General features: G+C 68.3%; 20 protein-coding genes. 14 read left to right on the top strand and 6 right to left on the bottom strand.

What is annotated here, in order from left to right:
* Nucleotides 1-112 precede the first annotated feature (112 nt).
* Nucleotides 113-766, top strand: coding sequence for a DUF3159 domain-containing protein (locus OG300_RS21970; RefSeq protein WP_405484433.1), 654 nt, complete (start codon nucleotides 113-115; stop codon nucleotides 764-766).
* On the opposite strand, the gene OG300_RS21965 is transcribed toward OG300_RS21970, so the two are convergent.
* On the bottom strand, nucleotides 752-1,336 hold the full coding sequence (locus OG300_RS21965) for a QsdR family transcriptional regulator (protein WP_405484431.1): 585 nt from the start codon (nucleotides 1,334-1,336) through the stop codon (nucleotides 752-754). The two genes, OG300_RS21970 and OG300_RS21965, sit on opposite strands and share 15 nt — an antisense overlap.
* Nucleotides 1,333-2,307, bottom strand: a complete 975-nt coding sequence (locus OG300_RS21960) for a patatin family protein (RefSeq protein WP_405484429.1) — start codon at nucleotides 2,305-2,307, stop codon at nucleotides 1,333-1,335. Before OG300_RS21960 ends, OG300_RS21965 begins: the two co-directional genes overlap by 4 nt.
* Nucleotides 2,308-2,383: 76 nt before the next feature.
* Here OG300_RS21960 and OG300_RS21955 point away from each other — a divergent pair, with 76 nt between their 5' ends.
* The 5 genes from OG300_RS21955 to OG300_RS21935 all read left to right on the top strand — a co-directional run bounded on the left by OG300_RS21955 (nucleotide 2,384) and on the right by OG300_RS21935 (nucleotide 8,302).
* Entirely contained in the window at nucleotides 2,384-3,550 is a 1,167-nt protein-coding gene (locus OG300_RS21955; protein ID WP_405484427.1) for an acyl-CoA dehydrogenase family protein, read from the top strand.
* A gap of 9 nt (nucleotides 3,551-3,559) precedes the next feature.
* Nucleotides 3,560-4,684: an acyl-CoA dehydrogenase family protein gene (locus OG300_RS21950; protein ID WP_405484425.1), complete on the top strand. Its 1,125-nt coding sequence runs from the start codon at nucleotides 3,560-3,562 to the stop codon at nucleotides 4,682-4,684.
* Nucleotides 4,684-5,796: a zinc-binding dehydrogenase gene (locus OG300_RS21945; protein ID WP_405484423.1), complete on the top strand. Its 1,113-nt coding sequence runs from the start codon at nucleotides 4,684-4,686 to the stop codon at nucleotides 5,794-5,796. The genes OG300_RS21950 and OG300_RS21945 overlap by 1 nt, the downstream gene beginning before the upstream one ends.
* Nucleotides 5,797-5,902: 106 nt before the next feature.
* Entirely contained in the window at nucleotides 5,903-7,219 is a 1,317-nt protein-coding gene (locus OG300_RS21940) for a hypothetical protein (protein ID WP_405484422.1), read from the top strand.
* Between the two features lie 132 nt (nucleotides 7,220-7,351).
* Nucleotides 7,352-8,302, top strand: coding sequence for an ARPP-1 family domain-containing protein (locus OG300_RS21935; RefSeq protein WP_405484420.1), 951 nt, complete (start codon nucleotides 7,352-7,354; stop codon nucleotides 8,300-8,302).
* Between the two features lie 202 nt (nucleotides 8,303-8,504).
* Here OG300_RS21935 and OG300_RS21930 read toward each other — a convergent pair whose 3' ends face one another.
* On the bottom strand, nucleotides 8,505-8,861 hold the full coding sequence (locus tag OG300_RS21930) for a hypothetical protein (protein ID WP_405484418.1): 357 nt from the start codon (nucleotides 8,859-8,861) through the stop codon (nucleotides 8,505-8,507).
* A 224-nt stretch (nucleotides 8,862-9,085) separates the two neighbouring features.
* Here OG300_RS21930 and OG300_RS21925 point away from each other — a divergent pair, with 224 nt between their 5' ends.
* From OG300_RS21925 to OG300_RS21910, 4 genes are all read left to right on the top strand, one after another.
* Complete coding sequence (locus OG300_RS21925; protein ID WP_405484416.1) at nucleotides 9,086-10,219, top strand: LLM class flavin-dependent oxidoreductase; 1,134 nt, start codon at nucleotides 9,086-9,088, stop codon at nucleotides 10,217-10,219.
* Nucleotides 10,220-10,227: 8 nt separating this feature from the next.
* On the top strand, nucleotides 10,228-10,884 hold the full coding sequence (locus OG300_RS21920) for an FMN reductase (RefSeq protein ID WP_405484414.1): 657 nt from the start codon (nucleotides 10,228-10,230) through the stop codon (nucleotides 10,882-10,884).
* A 74-nt stretch (nucleotides 10,885-10,958) separates the two neighbouring features.
* Entirely contained in the window at nucleotides 10,959-11,957 is a 999-nt protein-coding gene (locus tag OG300_RS21915; RefSeq protein ID WP_405484412.1) for a DUF5996 family protein, read from the top strand.
* Between the two features lie 111 nt (nucleotides 11,958-12,068).
* On the top strand, nucleotides 12,069-13,442 hold the full coding sequence (locus OG300_RS21910) for a bifunctional lysylphosphatidylglycerol flippase/synthetase MprF (RefSeq protein ID WP_405484410.1): 1,374 nt from the start codon (nucleotides 12,069-12,071) through the stop codon (nucleotides 13,440-13,442).
* Nucleotides 13,443-13,447: 5 nt separating this feature from the next.
* Here the strand turns inward: OG300_RS21910 and OG300_RS21905 are convergent, their stop codons facing one another.
* The 3 genes from OG300_RS21905 to OG300_RS21895 are packed head-to-tail and all read right to left on the bottom strand — an operon-like array spanning nucleotide 13,448 to nucleotide 15,447.
* The gene (locus OG300_RS21905) at nucleotides 13,448-14,200 is read right to left on the bottom strand and encodes an alpha/beta fold hydrolase (RefSeq protein ID WP_405484408.1); all 753 of its coding nucleotides are present in this window, start codon (nucleotides 14,198-14,200) and stop codon (nucleotides 13,448-13,450) included.
* A gap of 59 nt (nucleotides 14,201-14,259) precedes the next feature.
* Nucleotides 14,260-15,009 (bottom strand): SDR family oxidoreductase, encoded by a 750-nt coding sequence (locus OG300_RS21900; RefSeq protein WP_405484406.1) that lies wholly within the window; start codon nucleotides 15,007-15,009, stop codon nucleotides 14,260-14,262.
* 57 nt (nucleotides 15,010-15,066) lie between these two features.
* Entirely contained in the window at nucleotides 15,067-15,447 is a 381-nt protein-coding gene (locus OG300_RS21895; RefSeq protein WP_405484404.1) for a hypothetical protein, read from the bottom strand.
* Between the two features lie 127 nt (nucleotides 15,448-15,574).
* On the opposite strand from OG300_RS21895, the gene OG300_RS21890 reads away from it, so the two are divergent.
* The 4 genes from OG300_RS21890 to OG300_RS21875 all read left to right on the top strand — a co-directional run bounded on the left by OG300_RS21890 (nucleotide 15,575) and on the right by OG300_RS21875 (nucleotide 19,816).
* Complete coding sequence (locus OG300_RS21890; protein WP_405484402.1) at nucleotides 15,575-16,132, top strand: sigma-70 family RNA polymerase sigma factor; 558 nt, start codon at nucleotides 15,575-15,577, stop codon at nucleotides 16,130-16,132.
* Between the two features lie 93 nt (nucleotides 16,133-16,225).
* Entirely contained in the window at nucleotides 16,226-16,672 is a 447-nt protein-coding gene (locus tag OG300_RS21885; RefSeq protein WP_405484400.1) for a ubiquinol-cytochrome c reductase iron-sulfur subunit, read from the top strand.
* Between the two features lie 269 nt (nucleotides 16,673-16,941).
* A complete protein-coding gene (locus tag OG300_RS21880; protein WP_405484398.1) occupies nucleotides 16,942-18,531 on the top strand; it encodes an N-acetylmuramoyl-L-alanine amidase in 1,590 nt (529 codons plus the stop codon).
* A gap of 259 nt (nucleotides 18,532-18,790) precedes the next feature.
* Entirely contained in the window at nucleotides 18,791-19,816 is a 1,026-nt protein-coding gene (locus OG300_RS21875; RefSeq protein WP_405484396.1) for an Hsp70 family protein, read from the top strand.
* Nucleotides 19,817-19,973 lie beyond the last annotated feature (157 nt).

Genomic DNA, 19,973 nt, shown 5'->3' with positions numbered 1-19,973 from the left:
GTCATAAGCCGATTGCCCGGGGTGTCGATCTTAATTACAGTGAGACTGCAATAGCGACTCTGAACCCAGGTCGACGTCAGGAAGGCGGGCCCGCGTGGCTACAGGAGTGATTGTGAAGACCAGGACACCCCGGCACGCTGCGACTCCGGATCAGCGCTCGGGCATCGCGGAAGTGTGGGGCAAGTTCAGGGCGCTCGGTGGCCCACAGCATCTGCTCGACGGTGCGGCCCCGGCGATCGGGTTCCTCGTCGGATACGCGAGCACCGATGCTGAGACCGGTGTGCTGATCGCGCTCACGGTCGCGGTCCTGCTCGGTGGGTACCGGCTGCTGAAGGGTGACTCGGTGAAGGTGGTGGCCATCTCGGTCGCCGTCGTGGCCGTTTTCTCGCTGTTCGTCGGCATCACCGGGGAAGGGCGCGCCTTCTATCTCCCCGACCTGATGTTCTGTGTGGCCGGGACGCTCGCCTTCGGGCTGACGCTGCTCACCGGTCGTCCGCTCACCCACTGGATCTGCCGTCGCATCGGCCTCGAACCCGCCGAGCATGCCGACCGGGCGCAGCGAATTCGATTGCACCGCAAGGTGAGTCTGGCCTGGTTCGCGTTCTGGGTGGTGCACCTGGTGATCATGGTGCCGCTCTACGTCGGGAACAAAGTGGTGCTGCTCGGGTCCGTGGCGTTGGTGCTGGGCAAGCCCGCGCTGGTGGTGATGATCGCGGTCACCTGGTTGTGGGTACGGCGGTCGCTGGCGCAGTCACGCGCGCAGTAGCGCGGTTTGAACCTGTTGCAGGCGTTCGACATCGCCGCGGAAACCGGCGACGGCGTCGTTGTAGAGGAACGCCTCCCACAGCCGGACCAGCGCGTAGGACAGCGTGTTCCGTTCGATCGGCGGGTGATAGCCCTCGGTCTCGGCGCGGGCGATGAAACGGTCCACGATGGCGACCGCGTGCTGATGCACCTCGCCGTCACCGCGGGTGACCAGACGCAGCGCCGCGGTCGACTCGTTGTCGAAATAGCTTCGCAGCGCGTCGTTTTCGACCAGCAGGTGGATGGTTCGGTCGAGTATTTCGATGAGCCGGTCGCCGCCGGTGCCGTGGCAGCGGCGGTCCGCGTGGGAGACCACGCGATCGAGCTGCTGGGCGATGGCCGCGCCCAGCAGTCCGTCGCGGGAGCCGAACCAGCGGTAGATGCTGGCCCGTCCCACTCCCAGCTGCGCGGCCACGGCGTTCACGTCGATCCGCTTGCCTTCCAGGAACACCGCGATGGCGGCCTCGAGGACATCCTCGCGGCTGGCCGAGGACGGTCGCCCCGGCGCTCTGGTTCCCTCGGCTCGTGTCACGCGGACAGCTTAGGGCTCAGGTACGGGGCCAAAGTGCGGGTGGTGATCGACCGGCCCAGGGTGAGGGCCTGCTGGATCGCTTCCGGATCGCGTGAGGTGCGGCTGATTCCGGGTGCGTCGGCGGGCGGGCGGATCTGTAGCACGGCGGGGTCCGAGTCGAAATCCCGTTCGTCGCTGTGATGCCGTTCGACCCGCGACAGCCATGGACGGACCGCGCCCGGTGCGTGCCGGGACAGGTAGCGCGCCACCACCCGCGTCTCCAAACCCGAAGGGGCACCCATGATTTCGTCCGAACGGCGGGTGCGCAGCACCAGGACCCTCGTCGCGCCCTGCGTCAATGCCGTTCGCACCGGGACGGATTCGGAGAGTCCGGCATCCACGTAGCGGCGATCGCCGAACTGGACGGGGCGCCCGGCCAGGATCGGCAGGCAGGTCGAGGCGCGCAGCGCGGCCTGCACCGAGGCCGGATCGGTGAGCCCCGAGTGCAGGTCTACCGCCGCGCCGGTCTCGGCATCGGTGGCGATCGGGTGGAAAGTGACCGGATTGGCCAGGATGGCCGGGAAATCCATCGGCACGATGCGCTCGTACACGGTGTGCACCAGGTATTCGGTGTCGACCACGCGGCCGCCACGCAGGGCGCGCGACGGGCTGATCACCCGGTTGATCACCTCGGGACTCCAGGCGCGCCGCGACTGCACCGCCCGGCCGCACAGCAGCCACGCGCCGTTCAACGCCCCGGCGGAGGCCCCGTACACGGCGTCGAAGCAGGGCAGCACGCCCAATTCCTCGATGGCCATGGCCATTCCGTGCGAGTACGCGCCGCGCGAGGAACCACCCTCGATGACCAGGGCGAGGCGGTGCGCGTCGGTGCGGTCGGCGGGGGTGCTGCCCTCGCGGTGGCGGCGGGCGATGAGTTCGCCGACGCCGAGGGTGCGGTCGTGGTCGAGCACGGGGCTCCCATCTCTCTCCATTTGAGACATTGAACTCTCTGTGTAACATATTGCGCGACGGCGGGGTCCCTATAGCCCTGAAACTGGAGGTCAACGCATGCAATTAGCGCTCACCGACGACGAGCTCACCTTCCGCGACGAGCTGCGCGCGTTCTACCGGAGCGAGATTCCGGCCGATATCCGCAACCGGCAGCGGCACGGGCAGGAACTGAGCAAGGACGACATCGTCACCACCCAGCGCATCCTCAACGCGCACGGGCTGGCCACGCCGAACTGGCCGGTCGCCTGGGGTGGCAAGGACTGGACGCCGATCCAGCGGCACCTGTGGCACGACGAGATGCAGCTCGCGTCGGTGCCCGAGCCGCTCACCTTCAACACCAACATGATCGGGCCGGTGATCGCGCACTTCGGGTCCGAGGAACTCAAGCGGAAATTCCTGCCCGCGACCGCCAACCTCGACATCTGGTGGTGCCAGGGCTTTTCCGAGCCCGAAGCCGGATCCGACCTGGCCTCGCTGCGGACCGTCGCCGTGCGCGACGGCGACAGCTATGTGATCAACGGGCAGAAGACCTGGACCACCGCCGCGCAGTCCGCCGACTGGATGTTCTGCCTGGCCCGCACCGATCCCGCCGCACCCAAGAAGCAGGCCGGGATCTCGATGCTGCTGTTCCCGCTCGACACCCCGGGCGTCACCGTGCGGCCGATCAAGCTGATCGACGGCGGGCACGAGGTCAACGAGGTGTTCCTGGAGGACGTTCGGGTGCCCGCCGATCACCTGGTCGGACAGGAGAATCAGGGCTGGACCTACGCCAAGTTCCTGCTCGGCAACGAGCGCACCGGGATCGCGGCCGTGGGGCAGACCAAGGTGCGGCTGTGGCTGGCCAAGGAGCACGCCCGGCAGACGCGGCTGGGGGATCGGACGCTGCTCGAGGATCAGCTGTTCGCCACCCGGTTGGCCGAACTCGAAAACGAGCTGCTGGCACTGGAATTGGTGCAGTTGCGGGTGGCGGCGGGGTCAGCGGACGGGAAACCCAATCCGGTGTCGTCGATCCTGAAACTGCGCGGGACCGAACTGCAGCAGGAGGTGACCGCGCTGCTGGTGGATATCGCGGGGCCGGATTCCGTTGCGCGCGAAGACGAGTCGGAGCCGGACTGGGCTCGGCGCAGTACCTCGACCTATCTGAACTATCGCAAGACATCGATCTACGGAGGATCCAACGAGGTGCAGCGCGGCATCATCGCCTCGACGATCCTCGGACTGTGAGGCAGCGACATGGATTTCGAACTCACCCCTGAGCAGGAAATGCTGCGCGACACCGTGCGCGAGGTGCTTTCGCGCGGGTACTCGCCGGAGCGGCGCAACGAGGTCGTGGGGACCACGCTCGGATGGGACCCCAAGATCTGGGCGACATTCGCTGAAATCGGGCTGCTCGGACTGACTTTCGCGGAGGAAGACGGTGGGATGGGCGCGGGGCCCATCGAGGCCATGCTGGTCATGACCGAGATCGGGCGACGGCTGGGGCCCGAACCCGTGCTGGATTGCGCGCTGCTGCCCGGTGCGCTGATCTCGGCGGTCGGCGGTGACGCACAGCGGAAGGATCTGCTGGGGCGGATCGCGGAGGGGGAGTTGAAGCTCGCCTTCGCACACGGGGAACCGGGGGTGCGGTGGCCTGCCGCTGACACCGGGACCCAGGCAGTGCGTGAGGAGGGCGGCTGGCGGCTGACCGGGCGCAAACACCCTGTCTCGCATGGTGATTGTGCTGATCTACTGATCGTCAGTGCTGCGATCGAAGGCGGGATCGGGCTGTTTCTGGTCGATCCCACCGCTCCCGGCGTCCGGCGCACGGCTTACGCCACCCACGATGGGCTGCGCGGCGCTAGCTTCGAATTCGACGGGGTCGCTGCCGAACCGCTCGGTGAGGCGGTCGACGCGAGCGCGGCCGTACAGGGCGCGCTGGCCGGAGCGCAGGCCGCACTGTGCGCCGAAGCTGTTGGTGCGATGGAAGAGTCGTTGCGTCTCACCGCGGAGTATCTGAAGACCCGCAAGCAGTTCGGGGTGGCGTTGCGCAGTTTCCAGACGCTGACCCAGCGGGCCGCCGACATGTACGTGTCGCTCGAGCTGGCGCGCGGGATGAGCATGTACGCGTCCATGTCGTTGGCCGACGGGATCGTCGATCCGGTGGTGGCGTCGCGGGCCAAGTTGCGAATCGGGCGCTCCGCCAAGCACATCGGTGAGGAAGCCATCCAGCTGCACGGCGGGATCGGCATGACCGACGAGTATCCGGTCGGGCATTACACGGCTCGGCTCACCGCCATCGAGCACACGCTCGGGGACTCCACCGACCATCTGCGGTACCTCGGCGGGTATGTCGCCGATTACCAGATGGTCGAGATCTGATGCATATTCGCGGTGCGGTGCTCGAGGAGACCGGACGTGAGCGGCCCTACGCCGACTCGCGGCCGATCAGTGTCGGGCGGCTCGAACTCGGTGATCCGGGACCCACCGAGGTGCTGGTCGCCATCGAGGCGGCGGGGCTTTGTCACTCGGATCTCAGTGTGGTGGACGGGAATCGGCCGCGGCCGCTGCCGATGTTGCTCGGGCACGAGGCGGCGGGCGTCGTGGCGGCGGTCGGTGAACGGGTCGCCGATCTGCGGGTCGGGCAGCGGGTGGTGATGTCGTTCCTGCCGCGCTGCGAGGAGTGTGCGGCGTGCGCGCGGGACGGGCAGTTGCCGTGTACCAGCGGTAGTCGTAGCAATGGCGCCGGTGAGCTGCTGCATCATTCCGGGCATCTGTCGCGGGGTGGGGCGCGTGTGCATCACCATCTCGGGGTGTCGGGGTTCGCCACGCATGCGGTGGTGGACCGGGCTTCGCTGGTGCCGGTGGGGAATTCGGTGCCGCCGGAGGTCGCGGCGCTGTTCGGGTGCGCGGTGCTCACCGGGGGTGGGGCGGTGTTGAACGTCGCCAAGCCTCGGGCGGGGGACAGCCTCATGGTGGTCGGGCTCGGTGGCGTCGGGATGGCGGCGCTGCTGACCGCGAAAGCTGTTGGTGTGGAACGGATCATCGCTGTGGATCGATTGCCTGAGAAGCTCGCCATGGCCGAGGAGCTCGGGGCCACCGAGACGTACACACCGGGCTGGGTGGCCGAGCAGGGGGTGCGGGCGCGGTATGTCATCGAATGTGCCGGGCATCCGGCCGCGTTCGAAACAGCCTATGCGGCAACGGAACCCGGTGGGATGACGATCACGGTCGGTCTGCCCGGGCCGGATGCGACGGTGAATCTGCCGCCGCTGAGTCTCACCGCGGAGGCGCGGACCATCGTGGGTAGTTACCTCGGGTCGGCGGTGCCGGCGCGGGACATTCCACGGTACGAGCAGATGTGGCGGGACGGGCGGCTGCCGGTGGAGAAACTGATCTCCGCGCGGATCCGGCTCGACGAGATCAACGAGGCGATGGATCTGCTCGCCGACGGGAAGGCTGTGCGGCAGATCATCATGTTCGATCAGGAGTGATTTGCCTGCCCGCCGATCCGGTTGGGGACCGGCGGGCGGGTGAAACCGATTGGGGTGGGCGGAAAATGGATGGCTTGTCAAGGGTGAGCGTTCCTACACTTCTGGAGTGAACACCGCAGCGATCCTCGACCACTTCCGCACCCACGGCGCGCCCCTGACGCTGTCCCGGGCCGGTGCCGTGACGTGGGACGACGCGGAATTCCACCGAAACGCGCACGCGGACGATCCGGAGCAGTATCTGCTGCTCGCGCTCGTGCCCGGCGTGCACGAGAGTCAGCGGGCACGGGTGCTGCTGCAGATGTTGTCGAGCACCCGAACGGGGCTCGGACGTGACGCCGCGGACATTCGCGACAAGGCCACGCGGGCACTGCTTTTCGGGCTGCCGCCCGCGCAGGTGGTGACCGTGCTGCTGGTGTTGCGCCGACGGCGGATCAACCACAAGCACGCCACCCGCGCGATCCTAGGCTTCGTGCTGGAGCATCCGGACGCCGAATTGCTCATCGCCGCACGCCGTCCCGCCCTGCGCGACTGCTTCGAGCACGCACTGGGCAAGAACACTGCCCGGGACTGTGCGCGACGGATCGCCGAGGGTGACCTCGATTCGGCCGAGCTGCGTCGAAAGCTGTTGCGGTTCCTGGTGAATCCGGGTGCGGCGGTGGATCGGGTGCGGCAGCTGTACGCGCCGGGCACCTACGGTGTCCCGGTGCTCACCGCGCCCGTGGCGCCGCTGGAGATCGCGCGTGAGCGGGAGCCCATCGTCACCGTCACCAACCGTGGCGATATCGCGGCAACGCTGGTCCATCTGTACCGCGGCGGCCCGGAATTCGAGCTCGGCCCCGCCGTCGCCGGATACATCGCCGATGCCGTGCGTGGTCTGCCGCGCCTGCCCGATCACGTTGCCTTGGTACTGGACACCTCGGAGTCCATGCGCGGGTACGGCGAGCGCGAGTGGGCATTGCTCTCGCAGGCCGAGGCGTTGCGGCTGGTGCTGGGGCACGTGTGCGAACACCTCACCGTCATCGAGGTGGGGGCCAGCCAGGCCGGACCCACCGACCTGGCGACCGGGTTGCTCGATGCGCTCGCGGCGCCGGTCAGTGACAACGGACTACCGCCGGGGCTGGTCGTGATCGTGACGGACGGTTACGAGAACCGCCTGCCCGGCGATCTGGCGCGGGTGGTGGCGACGCTGAAGACGCTCGGCCACCGGACTCCGATCCTGTTGTGCCACGCCATGTTCACCGGAAGTGACGACCGCACCCTGCGCGATCCCGCGCCGGATCTCCCGAGCGCGGGGTTCTGGCACCAGGACGATTTCGCCGCGCTGCTGCCTTGGCTGTTCGCCCACAGCCCGGCCGGTGCCGACTGGATCCGCACGGCCGCACTGAGCTTTCTGGCGCAGCACGGCACATCGGCGGCCGCCTAGCCGGACCCCGAAACCCAGACCGGTCGGCGCGGTCGGGCGACCCCCGGATCGCCGCCGCCCGCCGGATCTGGCGACGAAGTTTCCGATCCGCCGGTCATGACGACCGCGCGGTTCGACGGAAGGAGTGACGTTATGACTCGACTCGACACGCTCGTTCGCGCGCCGGTGGATCTGTCGGGGTACCGGCTGGGTGCGCCGCAGGAGGCGGGGGCGCTGACCATGGTGCCGGTGTCCGGACCGGAGCGGCCGGGGATCGTGCCGCCGCGGTCGGGGCTGAAGCTGAATCGTGTTGTCGGATACGGGAGTGTGGAGCTGCACAACGGTGCGCCCTCCGGCGTGGCGATCGTGCCGCTGCACATCGGCTACATCCAGGAGGGGGCGCAGAATCACGCGCTGTGCTCGGCCGCACTGCTGGGTGCGGGGGAGACGCGGCTCTTCGATGATGCCTGCTGCGTGCAGGCGGCGCAGGGCGGGTATCTCGAGGGGCGCGATCAGTGGTTCTTCGTGCTGCCACTGGAGTTGCGGGCCAAGGCGCTCGCGCTGCGGGGCAAGCCGGGGTATTCCAAGCTGTGGCAGGACATTTCGACGGTGAACCGCGGGTACGGGCTGGCCGAGCGCGGGCATCTCGAGCAGATCCTGACTCGAAAGCGCGCCGTGCTCACCCAGTTCCGCAGCCGCCTCGAGCTGCTGCCCGGGCAGTTGGGTGCGGTGTTCTTCGTCGACGGGAAGTTCGCGGGATTGGAGATCGCACCGGATCCGCGCTACTTCGCCGAGATGTGGATGCCGCTGGTGTGTTTCGCCTATGGTGTCGCGGCCTGGCAGGCCGAGCCGCGGCGTCGGGAGGTCGAGCCGTACCAGGATGTGCGCAGTATCGCCGAGCTGCGGGAGCGGCTGGAGCTCGGCCGGGAGTCGCACGCCGATCACCTGCGGCACGGCATGCCTGCCGACACCGAGATGTACAGCGTCGAGCAGGAGCGCTACCTGGACCTGCGACTGCACACCCTCACCGGTGCGGCGGTCGCCGGGCAGGTGGTCACCGAGCGGGATCGGGTGGTCTACGCCTCGCTCTTCGCGGTCCGTTAAATAGGTTGCGACACAGTCGAACACGCAGTTGAATAGCAGTACGGGAACTGAGCCGGGCACGACGGGATCCACCTTCATTCCAGATGAAGAGCATCGCCTGATAAGCGAATAACCGCCCCGTCATCGCGCCGGCCGCCGGTCCCGTATCAACCACCGAATGCCCGGTGAGACCAAGTCTCGCCGGGCATTCGGCTGTGTGCGCCTAGCGCACCGAGGTCAGTTCACCCGTTCGCTGCCGGGCATCCTCCTCCGCCAGGGTCGCGGCCACCGCGCGGCGGCGACTGGTGCGGACTGCGGCACTGAAAAGCTGGTACTCGGCCGACGGCACACATACCTCGCGGTAGGCGTGTCGCGGCGCGACCCGTTGGTGCGATCCCGGGATAACGACGCCGCGGCGTGCGCCGCCCTCCTGTGCGCGTATCCAGTTCTGCATGACACGAGAGTCGATGCTGGGCAGGTACTCCACCGCACGATCCCATTCCAGGCCCTCCACCTGCATCGGGTCGGCGACCGCGGTGACGACAACGGCGTATGCCGTACCGACGGTGTTTTGCGCCATTGATCTACCCCCTGTCCATGCTCGACATCTCCGGCGTTGCGCGGGGAATGTTCAGGATACGTCGAAAGATCTTGCACTACTGAGTGTTTCGCTGTACCCGCAAGTACTCTGCGGGTGGGAGCCTCGGGGAGTGGTGCGAATCACCCCTGGAATACCGTTCACCAGGGCGATGTTCAACTGGTTGCCATATCCACCAAGATTGGCAAGTGACCTCAGGAGGACCCGTGCAGTTCGGAATTTTCAGCGTCGGCGACGTCACCATGGATCCGACCACCGGCCGGACCCCCAGCGAAGCCGAACGCATCCAGGCCATGGTGGCCATCGCCGAGAAGGCCGAGGAAGTCGGACTCGACGTCTTCGCCACCGGCGAGCACCACAACCCGCCCTTCGTGCCCTCCTCGCCCACCACCATGCTCGGCTACATCGCCGCCCGCACCGAGCACCTCACCCTGTCGACCGCCACCACCCTCATCACCACCAACGACCCGGTCAAGATCGCCGAGGACTTCGCCATGCTGCAGCACCTGGCGGGCGGGCGCGTCGATTTGATGATGGGGCGCGGCAACACCGGACCCGTCTACCCGTGGTTCGGCAAGGACATCCGCCAGGGCCTGCCCCTCGCCATCGAGAACTACCACCTGCTGCGGCGGCTGTGGCGCGAGCAGCGCGTGGACTGGGAAGGCCAGTTCCGCACGCCGCTACAGGGATTCACCGCCACCCCGGCACCGCTGGACGGCACCCCGCCGTTCGTGTGGCACGGATCCATCCGCTCGCCCGAGATCGCCGAGCAGGCCGCCTATTACGGTGACGGCTTCTTCCACAACAACATCTTCTGGGACATGGCGCACACCAAGCAGATGGTGACCCTCTACCGGCGGCGCTTCGAGCACTACGGGCACGGCGCGGCCGAACAGGCCATCGTCGGACTCGGCGGCCAGGTGTTCATGGCGGAGACCGAGGCCGAGGCCAAGCGAATCTTCCGGCCCTACTTCGACAATGCGCCGGTGTACGGGCACGGGCCGTCGCTGGAGGAGTTCACCGAGCTCACCCCGCTCACCGTCGGCACCCCCGAACAGGTCATCGAGCGCACCCTCGGCTTCGCCGACAGCGTCGGTGACTATCAGCGCCAGCTGTTTCTGATGGACCACGCCGGACTGCCCCTCGACATGGTGCTGCGGCAGCTCGAGATCCTCGGCACCGAGGTGGTTCCGGTGCTGCGCAAGGAGTTCGAGGCCCGCCGCCCCGCGGGCGTGCCCAGCGATCCGCCCACCCACGCGTCGCTGGTCGCCGCAGGGCCGGACGCACCGCACCACCTGGTCGAACCCGCCCGCGAGCACGTCCTCGCCGAAAAGAATTGAGGCGCAGCATGAGTCGCACACTGGTCGTGGTGACCGCGGGGCTCTCGCAGCCGTCGTCCACCCGCCTGCTCGCCGATCAGCTCGCCGACGCCGTCAGCTCGGCGGTCGGCGGGCGCGGGGAGAGCGTCGAGGTCGAGGTCATCGAACTGCGGGAACTGGCCGCCGACCTGGCGACCACGCTCACCACCGGCGGGCTGCCGACGCCCGCGGTGGCGCGGGCCCGCGAAAAGGTTTCCGGCGCGGACGGTCTGATCGCGGTGACACCCGTGTTCACCGCGAGCTACAGCGGACTGTTCAAGACGTTCTTCGACGTCCTCGACACCGACGCCCTCAATGGGATGCCCGTGCTGATCGCCGCCACCGCGGGCACCCCGCGGCATTCAATGGTCCTCGACTTCGCCATGCGGCCACTGTTCAGCTACCTGCGGGCCGTGGCAGTGCCGACGGGTGTCTTCGCGGCCACCGAGGATTTCGGTTCGACCGGGCTCACCGAGCGCGTGCATCGCGGCGCCGCCGAGCTCGCCCAGCTGATGGTTGCCGAAAGCACCGGCGTCCAGGGCTTCCTACAGGACGAGCCGGTGCGGCGGCGCAGCTCCGGCAACAGCGTCGGCGCGGTCCGGCCGTTCAGCGAACTCCTCGCCGGGCACACCGGCAAGCGGGAGTAGCAAATACTCGGCTGAGTAGCATGGCGGCTAGCGCCGACCTCGCACCACCGTCACGAACGAAAGTGGGTAGGGCTATGGCAGAGACCGCGGGCGCCACCGCGCCGCGCACCACGACCGGCGACATCCTCCCGGCCCTCCCACTCGAATCGTGGCGGCCCACCAAGGAAACCCTGCACCGCTACGCCCAGATCATCGGCAAGGTGGCACTGGCCAAGGGCATCAGGCGCAACCACTGGTGGCACATGACCTACCGGCTCACCGCGCGCGGATGGACCACCGTTCCGCTCGGCAGCGCCGCCGACGGGCCCGTGTTCACCTGCGAATTCGACTTCTTCGACCATGTGCTGCGGCTTTCGAACGACCACGGCACCCAGGAGGAGATCCCGCTCGGCGGGCAGTCGGTCGCCAGCTTCTACCTCGAGACCATGAACGGGCTGCGCAACCTGGGCGTCGACGTCACCCTCGCGCATCCCACGCCCTTCGACTTGCCCGACCACGGTCGCCCCTTCGACGAGGACGAGCAGCACCACCACTACGACCCGGTGCTCGCCCAGCGTGCCTTCCGGGTGCAGAGTCAGGTCGGGCGCATCCTCGAGCAGTTCAGCGCCAGCTACTCCGGGAAGATCAGCCCGGTGCAGCTGTTCTGGCACACCTTCGATCTCTCGGTGCAGCGCTTCTCGAACCGCAAGATCGACATGACCGACGCGGTGGATCCCGTCACCCGCGAGGCCTACTCCCGCGAGGACATCAGCGCCGGATTCTGGTTCGGTGACGACAAGATCCCGGAGCCCACCTTCTATGCCTACACGGCCCCCGAACCGGCCGGATTGACCGCGCGACCGCTGCGCCCGGACGCCGCCCGCTGGGTGCCATCGGGCTCCGGCCACAACGCCTATCTCGCCTACGATGTGCCCCGGACCAGCGCCGATCCCGTCGGCACGGTCCTCGACTTCTTCGAGTCCGCCTACCGGGCGGGCGCGACGCTGGCCGGGTGGGACGGGCCCGCGCTGGCCTGCCAGGGCGGCATCACCGACCCGGTGCTGTGGACACCCCATGTCGGGTGGCCGGAATAACCAGGTGCTCCGAACCGTCTGTTCTGCATAGTGTGTCGTAGAGGAGATGCGGGAGAATCACCATGGGGAGAGGGCTCGTAAGTCCTTCGCGCGTGGAGAAAAGGGGTCCGAATGCGTGAGGAACGCATACCCAATCCGACGCTGACCGCCTATCGAGAAGCCACCTTCACCGCCGGGCCGAGCACCCGGGTCGGGCTGATGGGAGCTCTCGTTCTGGTGAGCCTGGTGCTGGTGTGGGCCGCCGAGCGCGGCCCGGGAGAGGGCGACGATCGCGGCTGGTTCGTGGCGGTATCCATATCCGGACTTTTCATAGCGCGCGGGCTGCACCTGCGCCGACCCATCACGCTGCCGCATCTCACCGCGGCCGCCATGCTGCTGGTGATCGCCAACTTCAGCTACCGGGCACAGCATCCGGTGGTCGGATTCGTGTTCCTGGCCGCCAGCGGTGCGGCGCTGATGCTGCCGCAGGGCAGCAAACCGCAGCCCGAACAGCTCGCGCGGGTCGCCGACCTGGTGCGGCGCAGCGAGGGAGATCCCTTGGCGCCGTTCGCGATGCACTCGTCGAAGACCTACTTCTTCAATGCCGACAACTCCGCCGCCATCGCCTACCGGGCCCGGCTGGGCATCGCGGTGGTGGCCGGCGACCCCATCGGCGACGCCGAGCGATTCCCCGAATTGCTCACCGAATTCTCGCTTTTCGCGGCCTCGCACGGCTGGCGCATCGCGGTGCTGGGCGCGAGCCCGGAACTCACCGAGATCTGGCAGCGCCGGGCCGTCGACCATCGCGGGTTGCGCGCCGTCGCGATCGGGCGCGACGTGGTGATCGACGTGGCCCGATTCGACATGGTGGGCCGCAAGTTCCGCAATCTGCGCCAGGCGGTGAGCCGGACCAAGAACGTCGGCGTCAGCACCGAGATCGTGCCCGAGGCGGCGCTCACCGAACCGCAGCGCGCGGAACTGCTCGCCATCGTCGACGAGTGGGGACACGGACGGCAGACCCGCGGATTCTCGATGATCCTCGACCATCTGCTCGACGGCAGGCATCCGGGCATGCTGGTGGTGATGGCCCGCGACGGCGACGGACGGCTGGTCGGCTTCCAGCGCTACGGCGTGGCGGCCAACGGTCAGGAGCTCAGCCTCGATGTGCCGTGGCGACGGCACGACGCGCCCAACGGGCTCGACGAACGCATGATCCTCGACCTGGTCGACTACGCCCAGGTGCGCGGCATCAAGCGAATCTCGTTGGCCTTCGCGGCCTTCCCGGAACTGTTCGCCGACAAGGAACGGTCGCGGACGCTGCAGGCGGTGTATGTGGCGGTGCGACTGGGTGATCCGCTGATCCGGCTGGAATCGCTGTACCGGTTCCTGCGCAAGTTCAACTCGTTCGGTGAGCAGCGGTTCGTGCTGATCCGGTTGCGCGAGGTGGTGATTGCCGCGATCGCACTGCTCACCCTGGAGTTCGTGCCGCACCGCAAGCAGTACTGAGGGATTCAACGCAGGAAGTCCACCAGGGCCGCCGAGAAGGCGGGGTCGGCGATCGAGGTCAGATGGTCGCCCGGCACCACCACGGCCCGGGCATCGGGCAGGGCGGCGGCGAGACGTTCGGGTTCGGCCGCGAACGGATCGGCGTCGCCCGCCAGCACGATCGCCGGAATCGTGATGCCGGTGAGGGTTTCGATCGGGGCCTCGTTGAGGCCCGCTGCCACGTTCGCGATGGCTTCGCGGTCCGCGCCGACGGCGTCGGCCAGGAATCGGAACATGGCGGCCTGCGGTGCCGCGCCCGAGCCGTCACCCCGCATGACGGTCACGATGTCGTCGGCTTCGATGACCCGCCAATCGATTCCGCCGCAGTCCACCACGCCGGAACCGATGCCGCCGACCGCCAGCCGCTCGACTCGCTTGTCGGCGCCCGCCACCATCAGTGCGATGATCCCGCCCATCGAATAGCCCACCAGCCGAACCTGATCCAGCTCCAGCTCGTCGAACAGGGCGCGCACGTCACCGGCCATCGCGTGCCAGGAGTAGCGGACCGGATCGTGCGGCTTCTCGGAGCGTCCGTGCCCGCGCGCGTCCAGGGAGATGACGTGATGCCCGGCCTCGCGCAGCGCCGCGACCACGCCGACGCTCATCCAGTTGGCGTTGGTATCGGCCACGATGCCGTGCTGCAGCACCACCGGCACGCCCTCGCCGGGCCAGACGGTGTAGTTGAGTTCCAGCCCGTCCCAGGTGGTGAACTTCGCCATGGCGGCGAGCCTAGTCAGCGCGGGTGCGCGGGCGCGGGTTTTCGTCCGATTCGGCGTGCTCAGCCAATTCGGGCCATGATTGCGCGCGGCAGCAGCGGCATTACCAATCCCAGCACCCGCCAAGGCCATTCGGGCACCGAGGCGCGCACGGTCTCGCGTTCGATGGCGGCGACCATGGCGTTGACGCCCTTGTCCAGCGGCACCACCAGTTTGGCGTCACCGGCCTTGGCGGCCATATCGGTGGCGATGAAACCCGGCTGCACGGTCGTCACCTTGATCGGGGTGCCGCGCAATTCGATGGCCAGGCCTTCGCCCAGCGCCGACACCCCGGCCTTGCTCGCGGCGTAGGCGGCCTTCTTACCGGGCAGGCCGCGCACCGCGCTCATCGAGGACACGAGCACCAGGTGCCCGGCCTCCTGCTGACGGAAGATGCTCAGCGCGGCCTCGGCCTGGGCCAGCGCGCTCACGAAATTCGTGGTGGCGGTGGCGAGATTGGCGTCGGCACGACCGGTGCCCAGGCGCGCGCCCTTGCCGATGCCGGCATTGACGATGATCCGGTCCAGGCCGCCGAGCTCGGTGCGCAACTCCTCGAACACCTTCGGCACGGCCGCGTGGTCGTCGACGTCGAGTCCGCGGACCGCCACGGTGATCCCCGGATGCGCGGCGAGCAGTTCGGCCCGCAGTTCCTCCAGGTTGGCCACCCGCCGCGCGCACAGGGCCAGATCCCTTCCGCGCCGGGCGAATTCGCGAGCCATGCCCGCGCCGAGTCCGGAGCTGGCACCGGTGATGAGAATCTTGCGCCTGGTCATGCCGACACCCTAGCCGCGCGCGGGGACTCCGGCCGCGCGCGGGAAACGGGCGAATCGCTAACCGGCCGAACCGGTGGACGGCGCCGCGGGCTGGAGATGCCAGGCTCCGCAGTTGGTGGTCTTGAACGCCACGTCGGTCGCCTCGATCTGCACCGTGAGCGGGCGCAGCCGGGTGAAGTCACTGGCGATGATGTAGTAATTCGGGTCCGGATAGTCCGCCGCGGTCTGTACCTTCCACAGTCGCTGCCAGAAGCAGCCCGCGGGGGCCGGATCGGTGGTCCCGTCACCGATATAGGTGCCCGGCCGGATATCGACATTCACCAGATACAGCCCGTCCACCGAGATAGTGGTGGCGGGCTCGGCGACGGCCGTTCCCGAGGTTGCCAACACCAGGGCCGACGCGAATGCGCCGGTGATCATGAAAGCGCCTGCACGCATGGATTTCCTCCTTCTCCCGGGTGCGGTCTATCAGAATTTCCGGTCGGTTTCGGGGAAATCGGCGCGATTTCGGTAAAGCAACAATGACGGACGATGCCCTTTGGGCCTCCGCCGCGATATTCAGGGCATGGGAAGACTTCACCCGGTCGCGACCGGCTGCGCCATCCGCTGTGCCCGCCTGTGTACCGAGCCCGGTCTGTCGGCCGTACTGGCCGCCGACAAGGGCCTGCTGCACTGGCGTGCGATGAATCGGCTCGGTGATCCGGGGCTGGCCGAACACGCCGTGCAGGAGACGCTGCTGCGGGCCTGGCGCGCCTGCGCCAGCTATGACCCGGAGCGGGGGAGCGTGCGCACCTGGCTGCTCACCATCGAGCGCAACGTGCTCATCGACACCGCCCGCGCCCGGGCCGCCCGCCCCGGTGACACCCAGTGGGACGAGATCGGTGAACATGCCGAAAACCGCTGCGCCGGACCGGACTTCACCGATAATCTCACCGACGGGATGCTGGTCGCCGGACTGCTGGCCCAGCTGCCCGCGCCGCAGCGCGATGCCGTCGAGCAGGTCATCCTGCGCGATCGCGCCTATCGCGACGTGGCCGCCGAGATGGGGATTCCGGTCGGCACCGTGAAGACGCGAGTGCACTACGCGCTGCGTTCGCTGCGGCGGCTGCCGGTCAGCGCGTGACCTGATTGCGTCAGCGGTGAACCCGTTGCCGGGCCGACTCGTCGAACAAGCAAGGGCGGCCGAGCCCGTCCGCCCCGAGCGAGGAGAACTGAGATGACCGAACACATTCCGCTGCCCTCCCAGCTGCGCATCGATCGCCGCACGGCGCTGGCCGGGACCGCCGTCGCCGCCACCGCGCTCGCGGTCGTGGGGTGCAGCAGCACCTCGAGTCAGCCCGCCGCCGAGGCGGCCCCGAATCCGGCGCCCGCCAAGAAGCAGGACGGCGACGAACTGGCGTACACCAAGGATGTTCCGGTCGGCGGCGGTGTCATCGCCGGGGACACCGTCATCACGCAACCCGCCGCGGGGACTTTTCAGGGATTCTCGTCGACCTGTACGCATCTGGGTTGCAAGGTGAATTCGGTGGCCGACGGTTTGATCAAATGCCCGTGTCATGGGAGCACTTTCAATCTTGACGGCACGGTGGCCGGTGGTCCGGCGCCGCGCGCGCTGGATTCGCGCGCCATTCGGGTGGACGGGGACAAGATCGTTCCGGCGTAACCGCGATTTCGGCCGGTGAATTGCTCGCGTGCGGTGGCGGAAAGGCGCGCGGGCGAGTCGTCGCGGTGACGGCCGGAAATTGCGGGATAGTTGATGAAGTGGTCGATTCGACCGAATCTGGTCCCTTGACCACTGGTAACAGTTCCATCACGACGCTTGCCAGTCGGTAACTGATGTTGTCAGAGTGCTGTGTGGTGTCAGAGTGAACAGTTGGTTCTGGTGTTACTAGTGGGAAGGGAGGGGCGCTCAGCCCCGAGCGCCGTCCGCTTATGAAACCGTCCATCACCAAGGCCGGGATCTACACCGCCGTCACCGCCGCGGCGATCACGACGGTTGCCGGGCTGTTCCCGGTCGCCGCACTGGCAGCGCCCGCAGCGCCGGATCTGCCACAGAAGCTCACCGGGAAAACCGTCTTCCTGGACCCGGGCCACCAGGGCCCCGGCCACACCCAGGACGTCAACAAGCAGGTCAGTGATGGTCGCGGCGGCACCAAGGCCTGCCAGACCACCGGCATGACCAGCCTGCACGGCATCGCCGAGCACACCATCAACTTCAACGTCGCCGAACTGGTGCGCACCTCGCTGGAAACCCTCGGCGCGCACGTGGTGATGAGCCGACCCGACGACACCGGCTGGGGTGGCTGCGTGGACGACCGCGCCGCCGCCGCCAACCAGTCCGGTGCGGATGTCGCCGTCAGCATCCACGCCGACAGCGGGCCCGCCGACGGCCGCGGCTTCCACCTGATCATTCCGCAGCTGCCGGTCGCCGACGCCAAGGCCAACGAGGTGCAGTCGGGAGCCGGGCTCACCGCCAACAAGGCGATGCGCGACGCCTACGTGCAGTCCGGGTACTCGCCCGCCACCTACAACGGTGCGGTCGACGGACTGCAGACGCGCGCCGACATCGCCGGGCCCGCGCTCACCGAGGTGCCGGACATCTTCCTCGAAATGGGCAACGGCGCCAACGTCGATGACGCCCAGCAGCTGGAAACGCCCGAGGGACAGCTGAAGCACGCGGTCACCATCACCACGGGCATCGCCTCCTACCTGCTCGGCGTGCCGGTGCCCACCGACAACGCCGCCAAGAGCGAACCGGCGACCGCGCCTGCGCCGCAAGCGGTTCCGGCGCAGCCCGCGCTCGCACCGCAGGCCGCGCCGCAGGCGTCGGTGCTGCCCGCGCACGCGCGCAACGTGCCGCAGGCGCAGAGCACCCCGCAGGCCCCGCAGCCCGCCGCCCCGCAGCAGGCTCCGGCGCCGACACCGCAGGCGCCGACGCCCGCACAGCCCGCATCGCCGGGGCAGCTGCCCGATCCGCAGACCCCCGCCGAATCCCCGCAGCCCGACGCCATCGGCGGACTGCAGGCCTTCGAGGAGTTGGCCCAGCAGTTCCTGAATTTCGGTCAGCAGCAGGGCAATCCGAATCCGAAGTCGCAGACTGCGCCGCAGTCCCAGCCGCAGACCACCACTCCGGCGGCGCCGCAGGCCGCGCCGCAGCCGGGCGCCAAGCCCGCGACTCCCGGTACCGCGCCCGCGGTGCGTCCGGTCGCCGGTGGGCTGAATTCGGTCAACATTCCGCCCAAGCGCACGCCGAGTACGCCGGGTGCCCAGCCGACCGCGCCGTCCAGCCCTGGCGCACAGTCGAATCCGGGTGCGCAGACACCGTCGACCGACAAGGGCACCAAGGCCGACGGCCTGGACGTGGACTCGCTGGGCTCGCTGGCGCAGACCGCGATCAAGCTGCTCGGCCCGCTGGCCAAGATGTTCCTGGGCACCAACGGTGTCGGCTCGGATCTGATCAATCTGGCCTACACGATGGCGTCCGTGCTCACCTCGTCACTGTTGGCCACGCCCGCCAAGTAGTTCACCGCTCCGAATCGCCCTCGCCCGGATTGTCCGGTGCGGGGGCGATTTTCATTGTCCCGGGCAAACATCGCGCGACCGGGAATCGCCCGGGCGGTATCCGCCGCCGACTCCCTGGACAGCGCGGTCCCGGCGCTGAACAGGAGCACGTGCGGACAACTCCGTGTCCGGTGGTTGGCAAGCATTCGGCGCAGGAGTTGCATGAATGCGGGTCGGGTCAGACGCGCTGACGGTAAAGACTCGTCGATCGAGGTGGATGATGGCGTTCGGTGTGGGTCTGAGTATCGGTACCGTCAATACGGTCTGCGCGACTGCGGCCGACCGATCCGGGAAGAATCCGCCGGGCCGTCGCGGCGCCCCGCCACCGACCACCTGGCGCACCACCCTCACCTTCGACAGTTCCGGTACCGCCCGGGTGGGCCGGATTCCGCGGCACGGGCGGGTGATCACCGACTTCGCCGATCTGGGTCAGCGCGGTGCGCCCATGGCGCGGGTCGGGCATCGGGCGCTCTCGGCGGCGGATCTGGTGGCGACGGTCTGCTACAGCGTGCTGACCGAGGTGCTGGGGAAGGCTCCGACCGGACCGTCGGCGAATCCCGAGACGGCGATCGCGGTGACGCATCCGGCGAGCTACTCCGAGGCCCTGGTGGCGGATCTGCGCACCGCGCTCGACCATGTGGGTCTGAACGAGGCGTCCCTGGTGGCCGAACCGATCGCGGCCGCGGCCTGGTTGGCCGCCGAACGCGGGCCACTCACGCCGGGTCTGGCGCTGGTCTACGACCTGGGCGGTTCGGGGCTGAACGTGACGCTGCTGCGGGTCGGCATGGGTGCGCCGACCAATCCGATCGTCGGAATGTCTTTGCACTCAGCCGATTTCGGTGGCCGGGCCTTCGGTGAGGCGGTGGCGAAGCAGATGCGGCGGGGGGCCGGTACCGCGGTGGTGCCGCGGGGATTGTCGGACGCGGATTCCGGTGAGTTGCGCAGCGCGCATGTGCGGCGGTCGCTGGCGCTGGTCTACAAGTGTCTGCGGATCGCGGACGTGACCATGGCGGATGTGGATCGGATCCTGGTGGTCGGCGGTGCGGCCCGGCCGCCGGAGGTGGCGCAGGTGCTGGCCAAGGAGTTGGCGCGGCCGGTGGTGGTCGGGCCGGATCCGGAGCGGACCATCGCGGACGGGGCGGCCATCGTGGCTCGGCAGGCGGTGCTGGCCCAGGAGTCGGGGTCGCATCGGCATCATTCGCTCACCGGATTGTTCCGGCGTGTCACGCGCGTGGCCGCTCTTTGATATATCTGTCGCACCCCAAGTGATCATTTGTCCTGTTACCGGCAGGTTTGCCCGGCACCCCTCGTCGATCGGCGCTGGCACGTGCAAGCATCTTGCTAGCACTGTGTTGACGGCCACTCAGTTTGGTGTAACTATGGGAAACATATAAACGCCACTG

The organism is Nocardia sp. NBC_00511 (assembly GCF_045161165.1).
In the GTDB taxonomy this organism is placed as follows: Bacteria; Actinomycetota; Actinomycetes; order Mycobacteriales; family Mycobacteriaceae; genus Nocardia.
The sequence above is the reverse complement of the archived record's forward strand: the minus strand, read 5'-3'. Positions and strand labels throughout refer to the sequence as shown.

What these genes read in the sequence shown, in the direction of transcription:
- OG300_RS21960 (WP_405484429.1), bottom strand. Translation starts at nt 2,307, where the DNA reads ATGGAGAGAGATGGGAGCCCCGTGCTCGACCACGACCGCACCCTCGGC.
- OG300_RS21955 (WP_405484427.1), top strand. Translation starts at nt 2,384, where the DNA reads ATGCAATTAGCGCTCACCGACGACGAGCTCACCTTCCGCGACGAGCTG.
- OG300_RS21950 (WP_405484425.1), top strand. Translation starts at nt 3,560, where the DNA reads ATGGATTTCGAACTCACCCCTGAGCAGGAAATGCTGCGCGACACCGTG.
- OG300_RS21945 (WP_405484423.1), top strand. Translation starts at nt 4,684, where the DNA reads ATGCATATTCGCGGTGCGGTGCTCGAGGAGACCGGACGTGAGCGGCCC.
- OG300_RS21935 (WP_405484420.1), top strand. Translation starts at nt 7,352, where the DNA reads ATGACTCGACTCGACACGCTCGTTCGCGCGCCGGTGGATCTGTCGGGG.
- OG300_RS21930 (WP_405484418.1), bottom strand. Translation starts at nt 8,861, where the DNA reads ATGGCGCAAAACACCGTCGGTACGGCATACGCCGTTGTCGTCACCGCG.
- OG300_RS21920 (WP_405484414.1), top strand. Translation starts at nt 10,228, where the DNA reads ATGAGTCGCACACTGGTCGTGGTGACCGCGGGGCTCTCGCAGCCGTCG.
- OG300_RS21915 (WP_405484412.1), top strand. Translation starts at nt 10,959, where the DNA reads ATGGCAGAGACCGCGGGCGCCACCGCGCCGCGCACCACGACCGGCGAC.
- OG300_RS21910 (WP_405484410.1), top strand. Translation starts at nt 12,069, where the DNA reads ATGCGTGAGGAACGCATACCCAATCCGACGCTGACCGCCTATCGAGAA.
- OG300_RS21905 (WP_405484408.1), bottom strand. Translation starts at nt 14,200, where the DNA reads ATGGCGAAGTTCACCACCTGGGACGGGCTGGAACTCAACTACACCGTC.
- OG300_RS21900 (WP_405484406.1), bottom strand. Translation starts at nt 15,009, where the DNA reads ATGACCAGGCGCAAGATTCTCATCACCGGTGCCAGCTCCGGACTCGGC.
- OG300_RS21895 (WP_405484404.1), bottom strand. Translation starts at nt 15,447, where the DNA reads ATGCGTGCAGGCGCTTTCATGATCACCGGCGCATTCGCGTCGGCCCTG.
- OG300_RS21890 (WP_405484402.1), top strand. Translation starts at nt 15,575, where the DNA reads ATGGGAAGACTTCACCCGGTCGCGACCGGCTGCGCCATCCGCTGTGCC.
- OG300_RS21885 (WP_405484400.1), top strand. Translation starts at nt 16,226, where the DNA reads ATGACCGAACACATTCCGCTGCCCTCCCAGCTGCGCATCGATCGCCGC.
- OG300_RS21880 (WP_405484398.1), top strand. Translation starts at nt 16,942, where the DNA reads ATGAAACCGTCCATCACCAAGGCCGGGATCTACACCGCCGTCACCGCC.
- OG300_RS21875 (WP_405484396.1), top strand. Translation starts at nt 18,791, where the DNA reads ATGGCGTTCGGTGTGGGTCTGAGTATCGGTACCGTCAATACGGTCTGC.